12 protein-coding genes and 2 riboswitches are annotated in these 14,246 nt (G+C 71.2%); of the genes, 10 read left to right on the forward strand and 2 right to left on the reverse strand.

Features of this window, described 5'->3' with window-relative positions:
- Positions 1-22: 22 nt before the first annotated feature.
- Both gcvH and gcvT read right to left on the reverse strand, forming a co-directional pair.
- On the reverse strand, positions 23-406 hold the full coding sequence (gene gcvH, locus ACQYWQ_RS22345) for a glycine cleavage system protein GcvH (protein WP_431036940.1): 384 nt from the start codon (positions 404-406) through the stop codon (positions 23-25).
- A gap of 158 nt (positions 407-564) precedes the next feature.
- Positions 565-1,710, reverse strand: coding sequence for a glycine cleavage system aminomethyltransferase GcvT (gene gcvT / locus ACQYWQ_RS22350; protein WP_431036942.1), 1,146 nt, complete (start codon positions 1,708-1,710; stop codon positions 565-567).
- Between the two features lie 36 nt (positions 1,711-1,746).
- A riboswitch (glycine riboswitch) is annotated at positions 1,747-1,854 on the reverse strand.
- A riboswitch (glycine riboswitch) is annotated at positions 1,855-1,958 on the reverse strand. It lies immediately after the preceding riboswitch.
- 441 nt (positions 1,959-2,399) lie between these two features.
- Here gcvT and ACQYWQ_RS22355 point away from each other — a divergent pair.
- The 10 genes from ACQYWQ_RS22355 to ACQYWQ_RS22400 all read left to right on the forward strand — a co-directional run bounded on the left by ACQYWQ_RS22355 (position 2,400) and on the right by ACQYWQ_RS22400 (position 14,173).
- Positions 2,400-3,146, forward strand: a complete 747-nt coding sequence (locus tag ACQYWQ_RS22355; RefSeq protein WP_431039295.1) for an AAA family ATPase — start codon at positions 2,400-2,402, stop codon at positions 3,144-3,146.
- 187 nt (positions 3,147-3,333) lie between these two features.
- A complete protein-coding gene (locus tag ACQYWQ_RS22360) occupies positions 3,334-4,104 on the forward strand; it encodes an enhanced serine sensitivity protein SseB (protein ID WP_431036944.1) in 771 nt (256 codons plus the stop codon).
- A 158-nt stretch (positions 4,105-4,262) separates the two neighbouring features.
- The gene (locus ACQYWQ_RS22365) at positions 4,263-5,156 is read left to right on the forward strand and encodes an enhanced serine sensitivity protein SseB C-terminal domain-containing protein (protein WP_431036946.1); all 894 of its coding nucleotides are present in this window, start codon (positions 4,263-4,265) and stop codon (positions 5,154-5,156) included.
- An 854-nt stretch (positions 5,157-6,010) separates the two neighbouring features.
- Entirely contained in the window at positions 6,011-7,009 is a 999-nt protein-coding gene (locus tag ACQYWQ_RS22370) for an ABC transporter permease (RefSeq protein ID WP_431036948.1), read from the forward strand.
- A gap of 59 nt (positions 7,010-7,068) precedes the next feature.
- On the forward strand, positions 7,069-8,859 hold the full coding sequence (locus ACQYWQ_RS22375; RefSeq protein ID WP_431036951.1) for an ABC transporter substrate-binding protein: 1,791 nt from the start codon (positions 7,069-7,071) through the stop codon (positions 8,857-8,859).
- A 122-nt stretch (positions 8,860-8,981) separates the two neighbouring features.
- On the forward strand, positions 8,982-9,980 hold the full coding sequence (locus ACQYWQ_RS22380) for an ABC transporter permease (RefSeq protein WP_431036953.1): 999 nt from the start codon (positions 8,982-8,984) through the stop codon (positions 9,978-9,980).
- The gene (locus ACQYWQ_RS22385; protein ID WP_431036955.1) at positions 9,977-11,086 is read left to right on the forward strand and encodes an ABC transporter ATP-binding protein; all 1,110 of its coding nucleotides are present in this window, start codon (positions 9,977-9,979) and stop codon (positions 11,084-11,086) included. The genes ACQYWQ_RS22380 and ACQYWQ_RS22385 overlap by 4 nt, the downstream gene beginning before the upstream one ends.
- Entirely contained in the window at positions 11,083-12,456 is a 1,374-nt protein-coding gene (locus ACQYWQ_RS22390; RefSeq protein ID WP_431036957.1) for an ABC transporter ATP-binding protein, read from the forward strand. The genes ACQYWQ_RS22385 and ACQYWQ_RS22390 overlap by 4 nt, the downstream gene beginning before the upstream one ends.
- 28 nt (positions 12,457-12,484) lie before the next feature.
- On the forward strand, positions 12,485-13,147 hold the full coding sequence (locus tag ACQYWQ_RS22395; RefSeq protein ID WP_431036959.1) for a trimeric intracellular cation channel family protein: 663 nt from the start codon (positions 12,485-12,487) through the stop codon (positions 13,145-13,147).
- Between the two features lie 168 nt (positions 13,148-13,315).
- Positions 13,316-14,173, forward strand: coding sequence for a thioesterase family protein (locus ACQYWQ_RS22400; RefSeq protein ID WP_431036961.1), 858 nt, complete (start codon positions 13,316-13,318; stop codon positions 14,171-14,173).
- Positions 14,174-14,246: the final 73 nt, after the last annotated feature.

Consider the following 14,246-nt stretch of genomic DNA (forward strand, 5'->3'; position numbering starts at 1 on the left):
TCGAGGGCGATCGGTGGCGTCGTCAGTCGTCGGAGCCCGCGAAGGCCGTGTACTCCTCGGCGCTCAGCAGATCGCCCGGCTCCTCGCTCACGCGCACCTTGAAGAGCCAGCCGCCCTCGAAGGGGGCCGAGTTGACCAGCGAGGGGTCCTCGACGACGTCCGCGTTGACCTCGGTGACCTCACCGTTGACGGGCGAGTACAGGTCGCTCACCGACTTCGTCGACTCCAGCTCGCCACAGGTCTCACCGGCCTCGACGCTGTCGCCGACCTCGGGGAGCTGCGCGTAGACGACGTCACCGAGCTGACCGGCGGCGTACGCCGTGATGCCGATGGTCGAGACGCCGTCCTCGGCGGGCGACAGCCACTCGTGCTCTTTGCTGTACCGCAGGTTCGTGGGGTTGCTCATGGCCTGAATTCTCCTGTACGCGGGGGAGTGGTGGGGAAAGGGGGGAGGTGTGAGGCGGCAGCGGGCGGACAACGGGGCCCGCCAGGCCCACCGGTGCGGGTACCGGGCCGGGCGGCGGCACGACACGTGCGCGCGCCCGCACCGGTCTCCCGCCGGCGCTACTTCTGCCGCTTGTAGAAGGGCAGCGCCACGACCTCGTACGGCTCGTGCTTGCCCCGGATGTCGACGCCGACGCCCTCCGTGCCCGGCGCGGCGTGCGCGGCGTCCACGTAGGCCATCGCGACCGGCTTGCCGAGCGTCGGGGACGGGGCACCCGAGGTGACCTCGCCGACGACCTGCCCGCCCGCGACGACCGCGTACCCGGCCCGCGGCACGCGACGGCCCGCGGCGATCAGCCCGACGAGCTTGCGGGGCGGGGTGCTCGCGGCCTTCTCGGCAGCGGCCTCAAGCGCCTCGCGGCCCACGAAACGGCCTTCGTTCGACGTCTTCTCGAACTTCACGACGCGCCCGAGGCCCGCGTCGAAGGGCGTGAGCGAGGTGCTCAGCTCGTGCCCGTACAGCGGCATCCCGGCTTCGAGGCGCAGCGTGTCGCGGCACGCGAGCCCGCACGGCACCATGCCGAATCCGGTCCCGGCGGCGAAGAGCGCGCCCCACAGCTTCGGCGCGTCGGCCGGGGCGCAGAACAGCTCGAAACCGTCCTCGCCCGTGTAGCCCGTGCGCGCGATCATGACGTCGACGCCGCCGACGGAGCCCGGCAGACCCGCGTAGTACTTGAGCCCGTCGAGGTCCGCGTCGGTGATCCTCGCGAGGACGCGCGCGGCCGCGGGGCCCTGCACGGCGAGCAGCGCGTACGCGTCCCTGTCGTCGCGCACCTCGGCGTCGAAACCGGCGGCGCGCTCACGCAGCGCGTCGAGGACGATCTGCGCGTTGGAGGCGTTGGCGACGACGAGGTACGTGTCCGCCGCGGTGCGGTACACGATGAGGTCGTCGAGGATGCCGCCGTCCGCACGGCAGATCATCGTGTAGCGGGCGCGGCCCTCCTTCACGGAGCCGATGTTGCCGACGAGCGCGTAGTCGAGCAGGTCGACGGCCTGCGGACCGCTGATGGTGATCTCGCCCATGTGGGAGAGGTCGAAGAGCCCGGCGCGCTCGCGCACCGCCGTGTGCTCCTCGCGCTCGCTGCCGTAGCGCAGCGGCATGTCCCAGCCGGCGAAATCGGTCATCGTCGCCCCGAGCGCGCGGTGCGCGGCGTCGAGCGCGGTCTTGCGGAGGGGGGCGGCGGGCGTGTCGGGCGTGTCACTCATGCGGTCGGCTCCCAGGGACGAGACGGGCGAGGGGTTTCCTCCCCATCTGTCATCGGGACCTGAGAGGTTCGTCATGACCCGCGCGCGGCGGGCGGACTTGCACCGTGGGTGGGACCGGTCGCCCGGCCCGCTTTTCAGATGTGCCTCGCCCGCGCGGTATCGGGGCCTGAGAGATTCAAGGGAGGGACTTGCTCCTTCGGCGCCCCGGAGCGGCTGTGCGGCTCCCGGGACTCTCCCGCGCGGATTCAAGCGGCCGGTATGAGGTTGTCAACAGTCGAGCCGCGAAGCGGTCGAGCTGTGGAAACGCGGTGGATCGCCGCCATCATCGCACGCCGCCCCGGGCGACAGAAGGGGCATCCCGGCACCCGGCGGCGAGGTACGTCACGCCGGGGTTCCCCGCCGCCCGCGCGGGGCACTGTCCCGGTAACCCGCATTACCTTCTCTTTACTCTGGAGAGGGTGCTGCGGGCGGACCGCGAGCACGGGGGAGGATGCGCGATGCGGCAGCGGACAGGCACGGAGCGTGGCCGGAGCACGACGGCGGGGAACGGGGGACCGGGGCCCGGGAGCGGCGCACGGGGAGCGGCCCCGTACAGCGACACACGGGAGACCCTTCCGGGGGACGGCGCACGGGAGACCACCCCGTACGGCGACGACACGCGGCGGGCCGCGCCGTACGGCGATACGCGGCTGGCCGCCCCGCCCGGTGACGCACGGCCGGCTGCCTCGCATGGTGACGCGCGGCAGCCCGCGCCGTACGGCGGCGCCGGGGGAGCCGCCCCGCGCGCGGGGAACACGCCCGCGCACCCCGCCGCGCCCCGCATCCTGGACCTGCGCGGAAGCGCCCCGTACGCCCCCCGGCGCCTACGGTTCGCCGAAGGCGACCTCGTGGCCGTCTCGGGGCTCCCCGGGAGCGGCAAATCCACGCTCCTCACCCGCCTCGCGGCCGCCCGCACCCTCGACTCGCAGGAGACCCGCGAGCGCTGGGCGGCCAGGCTGCCCGCCCTCCCCTACGCCCTGTACCGGCCGCTCGTCAGGCTCGACCACTACCGCGTCCTGCTGCGCGCCGCGCTCGCCCCGCACGAGAGCCTCCTCGTGCACGACTGCGGCACGCTGCCCTTCGTACGGGCCCTGCTCGCCCTCGCCGCGCGACGCCGCGGCACCCGCTTCCACCTGCTCTTCCTCGACGTCCCGCCACCGCTCGCCCGCGCCGGGCAGCGCACACGGGGACGCGAGGTGAGCCGCTACGCCTTCGCTCGCCACCGCAGAGCCGCAGGCAGGCTGCGCGCCCGTGCCGCGCGCGGCCTGCTCCCGCGCGGCTGCGCGCGCCTCGTCCTGCTCGACCGCGAGGCGGCGACGGCACTGGCGGGCCTCGACTTCGTACCGCGAGGCGAAACGGGAACGCTGCCCGCCCCGCGCGGGGCGGTGGACGGCTGAGCCGGGCGGACCCGGCACCGCTGAGCCGGGCGGACCCCGCACGGCTGAGCCGGGCGGACCCCGGGCCCGCCGACGGCGGCGCGCGCTACGCTGCGCCCGCAAGCAGCGAACGACAGCGGCCCCGCGCGCAGCGGCGGCCCGGTGAACGACAGCGGGTCAGGTGCCCGCGGGCCAGGGTGGGAAGCGGATGAACGTTCCGGCGCAGACGACGGCCGAGACCGCGCCGTACGGAGGATGGCCGGGCAACGAACTGGAGCGGGTGCTCGTCGCCTCGCTCGGCGTGCCGGGCGCGGGCGGGCGCATCGTGGAGACGCTCGGGCGCGGCACGATATGGGTGCCGCTGCCCAAGGGCGGCGGACCCGAGAGCATGGCGCTCGACCTCCCGGCCGTCGAGCTGGACGGGCAGGCGTACGTGCCGGTCTTCAGCTCGCGCGAGCAACTGCTCGCCGTCATGGGCACGTACACGCCCTTCGCCGAGGTGGCGGCGATCGACTTCGCGCGCGGACTGCCCGCGCAGCTCGGCATCCTCCTCAACCCCGAGGGCACCGTCACCGTGCCCCTCCCGCCGCCCGCGGTCGCCGAACTGTGCCGCGCGGGCCGCACCGTGCTCGACGGGCCGGGGGGCGGCGGCCGGGTACGGCTGCGCGAACCGGACTGGCAGGTGGACCCGGTGGACTTCCTGAGCGCCGCCGCCGAGGAGTTCGCGGCGACCGGGCTCGTACGGACCGCGCGCCGCTGCCTCGCGGAGGTCGAGGACCAGCCGCCCTCGCTCTTCGTGGGCGTCGAGCTGAGCGACCCCGCGGGCGGCGAGGCGGTGCTCGACGCGCTCGGGCGCGCGCTCGGCAGGGTCCCCGTCGCCTGGCCGGTCAACCTGATCCTCCTCGACGTGGCCCAGGACCCGGTCGCCGACTGGCTGCGCGCCCGGGTACGGCCCTTCCACGCGGCGGCGGGCCACTGAGCGGGCGCGGCCTTCGCGGGGCGGGCGCGCGGGGCGAGCTGGTTTGATGGGAGGTCGCGCGCGGCTTCGCCGGAAGCTCGCGCGCGGCGCGGCCCCGCGCTGCCGGACGGGGGCCAGTACGGTGGGGCGGTCGATTCACGACGAAGGGGCGATCACAGGTGAGTGCGTCGGGCACGGCGGCCGGGGGCGAGATCCCGGGCCGCACGCGGCCGGGGACGGGGGAGTACCTCGAAGAGGCGTTGCGGCAGGTCGTACCCGGCCGCTTCGACTCCTACGAGGCGCTGTTGCACGCCCTCGCCACGAGCAGCGTCCACATGCTCCTCTTCTCCGGCGCCCCGGGCTCGCCCGAGGCGCGGTACGGGGTCATGGACGTGGCCGGGCAGGCGTACGCGCCCTGCGTCACCTCGGCGGGCGAACTCGCCGCGAGCGGCTGGAGCCGCGCCCAGGCCGTGGAGCGCGGTGAGGCGGTGGCGGCGGCCCTCTACCCCTCGCACCGCGGCCTGTGGCTCAACCCGCACGCGCCGGGCGGCGGCATCGGCATCCCCTGGGCCGACCTGCGCCGCGTCGCACTCGGTCCCGCGACCCAGCCGGCCGGACCGCTGCGGCTCACCGAACCGACCATCGAACTCCCGCAGTTCTACGCGCTGCTCACGCAACAGGCGCACCGCACGACCGTCGTCCGCGGCCTGCACCGCGCCTGGGTGCAGCCGACCGCGGGACTGCCGTGCCTCGCTCTCGGGCTGGACCTCTACGACGAGGGCCCGCAGTCCGTCGAGGCTGCGCACACGATGCTCCGCCTCGCCTCGGCGGCCCTCCCCGAGGACCTCACGGTCACGGCGGTCTCGCTCATGGACCCGCACGACCCCCTCGCCCAGTGGCTGCGCGAGCGCACCCGGCCGTTCTACACGCGGGAGGCGCACGCGCCGGGGCAGGGCGCGGGGGCGCTTCCCGGACAGCTTCCCGGGCAGGGGCAGGGGCAGGTGCCGGGGCAGGGGCAGGTTCCCGGGCAGGGGTACGGGTATCCGCCGCCGTACGCGGGGCCGCAGGGCTGAAGGCGGGGGCGGGCGTCCCGCATGGGCACCAGAGGACAGCCCCCTCCCTCCCGGGGGGCGACCCCAATACCATCCTCCCCCACCCCACCCCCCTCCCCGCCCCCACCACCAAAATCTGTGGACAACTCCGCACTTCCCATCAATCGCCTCACTCCTCCGAGTGAGGCGATTTCCGCATGACGGCCCCTTATCCACAGGGCATCCCCGAAATCACCCCGAGGTGGTAATGCACCCCCGTGGCGGTATTGCGCCCCGAGGCGGGCTACGCCCCCAAGATGGAATTACGCCGCCGAGACGGTAATGCCCTCCCCAGGTAGTCATACGCACATCCACCCCTTCTTGCCCCTCCCACCCCCTCCCACCCCCTCTCGCCCCACATGCCCCACCCGCCCCCACCCGCCCCACTCACCCCCACTCGCCCCCGCAACACCCCCGCACCCCCTATGAGCCGTGCCCCACATGCCCCCCGTACCCCATGTGCCGCCTTTCTCCAGCCCACTTGACGGACTCCACCCCCAACTTGTCCACCATGTGGACGAGTTGGCGGGTGCGCTGGGGCTATTCCGTGTCGATATCCCATATTGGCGCAGGTGGTGCATGCGTGCGCTTTGCCGTCATCGAACGAAGTAACTCCCGTCTGTTCGGGTTGCGTTGACCGCTTTGCGGATAACGGTGAAACCGAATACGGATCACGGTTGCGCAACCTTTGGCCGGAGGGTCTGGCCGCCGTGTGCGGGCGGGATGAAGACTTCCGTGCTCAGGGACGGACCGTTCCCGCGTACGACAGTTCGACAGGCCGCTTCGGGCGGCAAGTGTGGGCCGGCCACCGCCGGTTGAGAGGGGTCGCTGGCACGATGACGGCACCACTGCATGAGCCGGCGGAGATGGCACCCTCAGCCGCCGATCTCAAGGCCGGCATGCCCAAGGAGAAAGTGCAGGGCCGTTCTCTCGGCAGAATCGCCTGGGAGCGTCTGAAGCGCGACAAACTCGCCCTGTCGGGCGGGGTGATCGTCGCCGTACTGGTCCTCGTGGCGATCTTCGCGCCGCTCCTCGCCCACCTCTACGGGCAGGACCCGGACTCGTACCACGAGAACCTCATCGACCCGCTGTTCTCGACACCCAAGGGCTCCTTCGGCGGGGCCAGCGGCGAGCACTGGCTCGGTGTCGAACCCGTCAACGGGCGTGACATCTTCGCGCGCATCCTCTACGGCGCGCGGATCTCGCTCCTCGTCGGCTTCCTCTCGGCCCTCGTCGCCGTCGCGCTCGGCACCGTCCTCGGTGTACTCGCCGGCTACTTCGGCGGTTGGGTCGACGCGGTCATCAGCCGTGTGATGGACGCGCTGCTCTCCTTCCCGCAGCTGCTCTTCATCATCGCGCTGGTCTCGGTGATGCCCAACGACATGCTGGGGATGTCCGGGACGAGCGTCCGCGTCTTCGTGATGATCCTCGTCATCGGCTTCTTCGGCTGGCCCAACGTCGGCCGCGTCGTGCGCGCGCAGACCCTGAGCCTGCGCGAACGGGAGTACGTCGAGGCGGCGACGAGCCTCGGCGCGGGCAAGAGCCACATCATCTTCAAGGAACTGATGCCCAATCTCGTGGCGCCGATCATCGTCTACACGACGATGATGATCCCCACGAACATCCTCAACGAGGCCGCGCTGAGCTTCCTCGGGGTCGGCGTGAAGCCGCCGTCGTCCTCCTGGGGGCAGATGCTCTCCAGCGCGCTGAGTTACTACGAGACCGACCCGATGTACATGGTCGTGCCCGGTGTGGCGATCTTCGTGACCGTCCTCTCCTTCAATCTCCTCGGCGACGGCGTGCGGGACGCGCTGGACCCCCGGGGCTCCCGCTAATCGCCCAATCCACGACTCCCGCGCCCGCGGGGCGTCAACGACACGGAGGAACCCAGATCGTGAAGACCCACTCGACCGGGCGGCGCAAGCAGGCCCTCGCGGCGACCGCGGCGATCGCGGCGCTGCTGTCCGTCGCCGCCTGCGGCGGAGGCGACTCCGACGACGGCAACGGCAGCGGTGGCAGTGGCAGTGGCGCCAAGGCGGCCGGTTTCGACGCGGCCAACAACAAGGTCGCCAACCCGTCCACCAAGAAGGGCGGCACCCTGAAGTTCGCGTCCGTGCAGGACGCCGACTCCTGGGACACCACGCGTGGTTACTACGGCATGGCGTGGAACTTCATGCGCTACTACAGCCGCCAGCTGGTGACCAACGCGACCGAGCCCGGTGCCAAGGGTGCCGAGGTGGTCCCCGACCTCGCCAAGGACAAGGCCGAGATCTCCGCGGACGGCAAGACCTACACGTACCACCTGCGCGAGGGTGTCACGTGGGAGGACGGCAAGCCGATCACCTCGCAGGACGTCAAGTACGGCATCGAGCGCCAGTGGGCGCAGGACGTCCTCTCCGGCGGCCCCGTCTACATCAAGAACGTGCTCGACCCGGACGGCAAGTACAAGGGCCCGTACAAGGACACGTCCAAGGCGGGCCTGAAGGCCATCCAGACGCCGGACGACCAGACCATCGTCTTCAAGCTCCCGAAGCGGAACTCCGACTTCGAGGAAATGCTCGCGATGACGTCGTCCTCGCCGGTGCGCCAGGACAAGGACACGAAGTCCAAGTACGGGCTGCACCCCTTCTCCTCGGGCCCGTACAAGTTCGAGTCGTACAAGCCCGCCAAGTCGCTCACGCTCGTGCGCAACACCGAGTGGAAGCAGGCCTCGGACCCGATCCGCAAGGCGCTCCCCGACAAGATCACGATCACGTTCTTCACCAACGCGGACGACATGGACAACCGTCTGCTCAACGGTGAGTTCGACCTCGACCTGAACCAGACGGGTCTCTCCCCGCAGGGCCGCGCCAAGGCCCTCAAGGAGCACAAGGACAACATCGACAACCCCGTCTCGGGGTACATCCGTTACGCGGTGTTCCCGCAGAGCGTGAAGCCCTTCGACAACATCCACTGCCGCAAGGCGGTCCTCTACGGCGCCGACCACAAGTCGCTCCAGACGGCGCGTGGCGGCCCGCAGGCCGGTGGCGACATCGGCACCAACATGCTGCCGCCCGCCGTTCCCGGCGCCGAGGGCCAGAAGTACGACCCGTACGGCATGGCCGCCAACGACGGCGCGCCGAACACCGCCAAGGCCAAGGAAGAGCTGAAGGCCTGCGGCAAGCCGAACGGTTTCAAGACCACCATCGCGGTGCGCAACAACAAGCCGGTCGAGGTCGCCACCGCCACCTCGCTCCAGGCCTCGCTGAAGAAGATCGGCATCCAGACCGAGATCGACCAGTACGACGGCGCGCAGACCGCGGGCATCATCGGTAACCCGAAGGTCGTCAACTCCAAGAACTACGGCATCATCATCATGGGTTGGGGCCCCGACTTCCCGTCGGTCGCCGGTTACGGCCAGCCGCTGTGGGACTCGCGCTTCACGCTGGACAACGGCAACAACAACTACGCGCTGATCGACGACAAGGCGATCAACGCCGACTTCGACAAGTTCAACAACGAGCTGGACAAGGCGAAGAAGGAACAGCTCGCGACCGACCTCAACCACAAGGTCATGGAGGGCGGTTACTACCTGCCCTTCGTCTTCGAGAAGTTCATCAACTTCCGCTCCTCGCGGCTGGCCAACGTCTACAGCACGAACGGCTACTCGGGCATGTACGACTTCGTCAACCTCGGCGTCAAGTAACACCACGACCGTCGGCACACCCGCCGTACTGCACGAAAGGCAGGTGAAGGCCACGACGGCGTGACCGCGGGCCACCGGGACGACCTCCCGGTGGCCCGCGGACCGCGGCCGGGCCGGAAGCAGTGCTCGCATACCTCATCAGGCGGCTGTTCGCCGTCATCGTGATGCTGGTGGTCATCATGTTGGTGGTCTTCGGCATCTTCTTCCTCATACCGAAGTGGACCGGAGTCGACCCCGCGACGATGTACGTGGGCAAGCAGTCCGACCAGGCGGCGCTCGACGCCGTCCGGGAGAAGCTGCAACTCGACCAGCCGATCTTCGTCCAGATCTGGGACTTCTTCAAAGGCATCGTCGCCGGCCGCACCTACTCCGGCGGTGGCGAGGTGACGCACTGCGCGGCCCCCTGCTTCGGATACTCCTTCCGCAGCGAGCAGGCCATCTGGCCGCAGCTCACCGACCGGCTGCCGGTCACCGTCTCGCTCGCCGTCGGCGGCGCCGTGCTGTGGGTCGTCTTCGGTGTCGCGGCCGGTGTCCTCTCGGCTCTCAAGCGCGGCTCCGTCTGGGACCGCGGCGCGATGCTCATCGCTCTCTCCGGCGTCTCGCTGCCCATCTACTTCACCGGTATGCTCGCCGCCGCGATCTTCCACTTCGGCCTCGGCTGGTTCGACCCCAAGTACGTGCCCATCGAGGAGAGCGTCACGGGCTGGGCCAGCGGGCTGATCCTGCCCTGGGTCACCCTCGCCTTCCTCTACGCGGCGATGTACGCCCGAATAACCCGGGCCACGATGCTCGACGTGCTGGGCGAGGACTACATCCGCACCGCGCGCGCCAAGGGCCTCAAGGAGACGAAGGTCATCGGCAAGCACGCGATGCGCTCCACGATGACCCCGATCCTCACCATGCTCGGCATGGACCTCGGCGCCATGATCGGTGGCGCCATCCTCACCGAGACCACCTACAGCCTCCCCGGACTCGGCCAGGCCGTGCTCAAGGCGATCAACGAGCGCGACCTCCCGGTCATCACCGGCGTCGTGCTCATCACCTCGCTCGCCGTCATCCTCGCCAACCTTCTGGTGGATCTCCTGTACGCCGCGATCGACCCCCGAGTGAGGCTCGCATGACGACCCAGTCCGCCGGCACCACACAGCCCGGCACCGGCGAGGTCACCGCCGCACAGAGCGGCGTCGCACCCCGCGCCTTCCTCGAAGTCCGTGACCTGCGCGTCCAGTTCCCCACCGACGACGGGCTCGTCAAGTCCGTCGACGGGCTCAGCTTCACGCTGGAGAAGGGCAAGACGCTCGGCATCGTCGGCGAGTCCGGCTCCGGCAAGTCGGTCACCTCGCTCGGCATCATGGGCCTGCACACGACCGGCCAGTACGGCAAGCGCAAGCCCCGCATCTCCGGCGAGATCTGGCTCGACGGCGAGGAACTGCTCACCGCGGACCCCGACAGGGTCCGGGCCCTGCGCGGCCGCGACATGGCGATGATCTTCCAGGACCCGCTGTCCTCGCTGCACCCGTACTACACGGTCGGCAAGCAGATCATCGAGGCGTACCGCATCCACCACAAGGTGGACAAGAAGACCGCGCGCAAGCGGGCGATCGAGATGCTCGACCGCGTCGGCATCCCGCAGCCCGACAAGCGCGTCGACTCCTACGCCCACGAGTTCTCCGGCGGTATGCGCCAGCGCGTCATGATCGCGATGGCGCTGGTCAACAATCCCGAACTCCTCATCGCCGACGAGCCGACCACCGCGCTCGACGTGACGGTCCAGGCCCAGATCCTCGACCTCATCCGCGATCTCCAGAAGGAATTCGGCTCCGCCGTCATCGTCATCACGCACGACCTCGGCGTCGTCGCCGAACTCTCCGACGACATCCTGGTCATGTACGGCGGCCGCTGCGTGGAACGCGGGCCCGTGGACGAGGTCTTCTACGCGCCCCGCCACCCCTACACGTGGGGCCTGCTCGGCTCGATGCCGCGCATCGACCGCGAGGAGACCGAGCGGCTCATCCCCGTGAAGGGCTCCCCGCCCTCGCTCATCAACATCCCCGACGGCTGCGCCTTCAACCCGCGCTGCCCGTACGCGGACCTCCCCAAGGACAACCTGACCCGCACCGTACGGCCCGAGCTGGCCCAGGTCGGCGACGCCCACTGGGCCGCCTGCCACCTCAGCAAGGAGCAGCGCGAGCGGATCTGGACCGAAGAGATTGCGCCGAAGCTGTGAGCGACGACCCCAAGGGCGCGGGGATTCCCGCGCAGAGCAAGCAGAGCACGCAGGACACCGCGCCCGGTGCCGCCGCGGGGGCGAAGACCGAGGAAGCGGCGCAGCAGGTCGCCGCGGGGGACACGCTGCTGCGGGTCGAGGGCCTCCAGAAGCACTTCCCCATCCGCAAGGGCCTCTTCAAGCGACAGGTCGGCGCGGTGCGCGCCGTCGACGGCCTCTCCTTCGAGGTCCGCGCGGGCGAGACGCTCGGCGTCGTCGGCGAGTCCGGCTGCGGCAAGTCCACGATGGGCAGGCTCATCACACGACTCCTCGAACCCACCGGCGGCAGCGTCGAGTTCGAGGGCAGGGACATCACGCACCTGTCGGCGGGCGCGATGCGCAAGATGCGCCGCGATGTCCAGATGATCTTCCAGGACCCGTACTCCTCGCTCAATCCGCGGCACACGATCGGCACGATCGTCGGGGCGCCCTTCCGGCTCCAGGGCGTCAAGCCCGAGGGCGGGGTCAAGGCCGAGGTACAGGCTCTCCTCGAACGCGTGGGCCTCAACCCGGAGCACTACAACCGCTACCCGCACGAGTTCTCCGGCGGCCAGCGGCAGCGCATCGGCATCGCCCGCGCGCTCGCCCTCAAGCCGAAGCTCGTCGTCGCCGACGAGCCGGTCTCCGCGCTCGACGTCTCGATCCAGGCGCAGGTCGTCAACCTCCTCGACGACCTCCAGGACGAGCTGGGCCTCACGTACGTGATCATCGCCCACGACCTCTCGGTCATCCGGCACGTCTCGGACCGGATCGCGGTCATGTACCTCGGCAAGATCGTGGAGCTGGCGGACCGCAAGACGCTCTACGAGACGCCCGGGCACCCGTACACCTCGGCGCTCCTGTCGGCCGTGCCGGTCCCCGACCCGCGCCGCAAGGGGCACGCCAACAGGCGGCTCCTGCACGGCGACGTGCCCTCACCGATCGCGCCCCCCTCCGGCTGCCGCTTCCACACGCGCTGCTGGAAGGCCACCGCCTCCTGCGCCACCATCGAGCCCCCGCTCATCCAGCTCGGCACGGGCCAGAAGGTCGCCTGCCACCACCCGGAGCACGGCCCGGACCAGCTCCCGGGCGACGCGCCACTCGGGGAACAGGGCGGAACGGTGACCCTGACCGAGGCGAAGGCGGAGGCGGAGGCGGAGGCGGAGGACGCTCCCGAGGCTCCCGAAGCCAAGGCCGTCCCCGAGGCGAAGGCCGAGCCCGCTCCCGAGGCCGAGCCCGCTGCTCCCGAGGCCGAGGCCGAGGCCAAGGCCGAGTCCGCGCCCGCGGCGGATGCCGCCGACGCCGCGCCCGACGCCGCCGCGCCCGACGAGGCCGGTCCGGAAGAGAAGTGAGCCGTGGACCACCCGGCAGAATGTCCGGGTGGTCCATGAACTCTTCTCGCCGGGCGTGCAGCACACCCTCGACCTCGTCGGCATCTTCGTCTTCGCCATCTCGGGGGCGCTGCTCGCGGTCCGCAAGAACTTCGACGTCTTCGGCATCGTCGTTCTCGCCGAGGTGACCGCGATCGGCGGCGGCGTGCTGCGCGATCTCGTCATCGGCGCGGTCCCGCCCGCCGCCTTCCAGGACCTCGGCTACTTCGGGATGCCGCTCCTCGCCGCGCTCCTGGTCTTCTTCCTCCACCCGCAGGTGGAGCGGATCAACGGGGGCATCGCGCTCTTCGACGCGGCCGGGCTCGGGCTCTTCTGCGCGACGGGCACGGTCAAGGCGTTCAGCTACGGGCTCGGCTACGTCTCCTCCGCCGTGCTCGGCCTCGCGACGGCGGTCGGCGGCGGCCTGCTGCGCGACGTCCTCGCCAACGACGTGCCCTCGCTGCTGCGCTGGGACCGTTCGCTGTACGCCGTGCCCGCGATGGCGGGCGCGGCGATCACGGCGCTGTGCATCCGCTTCGACGTCCTCAACGCCTTCTCCACGGCGGGCGCGATCCTCACGGCCTTCGTCGTCCGGATGCTCGCGCTGCGCTACGACTGGCGCGCGCCCCGCGCCTGGAACCGGCGCAGCGCCGCGGTGGAGGTCGAGGAATGAGGGCCGGTACGGGCCCGGGGCCGCCCTGGCCCGTGGGAGGCACGGGCACGGGGCCGCCCTGGCCCGTGGAAGGTACGGGCACGGGGCCGCCCGTCGCGTGAGCGGGACCACGCTCCCCGCACCAGGAAAAGCTACCGCTCAGTAGCATTCTGCCGTTAGGCTCTGCGCATGGCACAGGCAACCGCCCCGGCGAGCATCGGGAACAGCGAGTTCGACCGCGACACGGCCGTGAGCCGGCGTGGTCCCGGCGTCTTCGACGCGACCCTCTCCGAGGGCTGGACCATCATCAACGCCGTCAACGGCGGCTACCTCCTCGCCCTCGTCGGGCGCGCGCTCGGCGAAGAACTCCCGCACAGCGACCCCTTCTCCATCACGGCGCACTACCTCACCGCCTCGCGCCCCGGGCCCGCCGAGATCCGCACCGAGACGGTCCGCACCGGGCGCACCCTCTCCACCGGGCAGGCCTCGCTGGTGCAGTACGACGCGCAGGGCGCCCCCGTCGAGCGGCTGCGCGTCCTCGCCTCGTACGGGGACCTCGACGCCCTCGACCCGGAGGTGCGCACCAGCGCGAAGCCCCCCGTGCTGCCGCCCGTCGAGCAGTGCCTCGGGACCTCGGACGCCCCCGAGGGCAAGGTCGTACCGGGCTCGAACGCGATCACGGAGCGCCTGCTCCTCAAGCTCGACCCGGCCACGATCGGCTGGGCGGTCGGCCAGCCGTCCGGCAAGGGCGAGGCGCGTGCCTGGTTCGGCCTCGCCGACGGCCGCGACGCGGACCCGCTCTCGCTCCTGCTCGCCGTGGACGCGCTGCCGCCCACCGCCTTCGACCTCGGCCTCATGGGCTGGATGCCCACCGTCGAACTCACCGTCCACGTCCGCCACCGCCCCGCCCCAGGCCCGCTCCGCGTCGCCATCACCACGCGCAACCTGGCGCACGGCTTCCTGGAGGAGGACGCCGAGGTCTGGGACAGCGCGGACCGCCTCGTGGCCCAGTCCCGCCAGCTCGCCCGGGTCGTCCAGCCGGGCTGAGGCTCCCGCCCGCGCGGGGGGCGCCCGGGCCCCGTACGGCCCGACCCCCCGCGCGCCCCGCCCCCCACTCTCG

This window comes from Streptomyces sp. P6-2-1 (assembly GCF_050613165.1).
GTDB lineage: Bacteria > Actinomycetota > Actinomycetes > Streptomycetales > Streptomycetaceae > Streptomyces.

Bases quoted from the DNA above. Each gene is read 5' to 3' on its own strand.
- ACQYWQ_RS22370 (WP_431036948.1), top strand. From the start codon at position 6,011: ATGACGGCACCACTGCATGAGCCGGCGGAGATGGCACCCTCAGCCGCC.
- ACQYWQ_RS22385 (WP_431036955.1), top strand. From the start codon at position 9,977: ATGACGACCCAGTCCGCCGGCACCACACAGCCCGGCACCGGCGAGGTC.
- ACQYWQ_RS22360 (WP_431036944.1), top strand. From the start codon at position 3,334: ATGAACGTTCCGGCGCAGACGACGGCCGAGACCGCGCCGTACGGAGGA.
- ACQYWQ_RS22400 (WP_431036961.1), top strand. From the start codon at position 13,316: ATGGCACAGGCAACCGCCCCGGCGAGCATCGGGAACAGCGAGTTCGAC.
- gcvH (WP_431036940.1), bottom strand. From the start codon at position 406: ATGAGCAACCCCACGAACCTGCGGTACAGCAAAGAGCACGAGTGGCTG.
- gcvT (WP_431036942.1), bottom strand. From the start codon at position 1,710: ATGAGTGACACGCCCGACACGCCCGCCGCCCCCCTCCGCAAGACCGCG.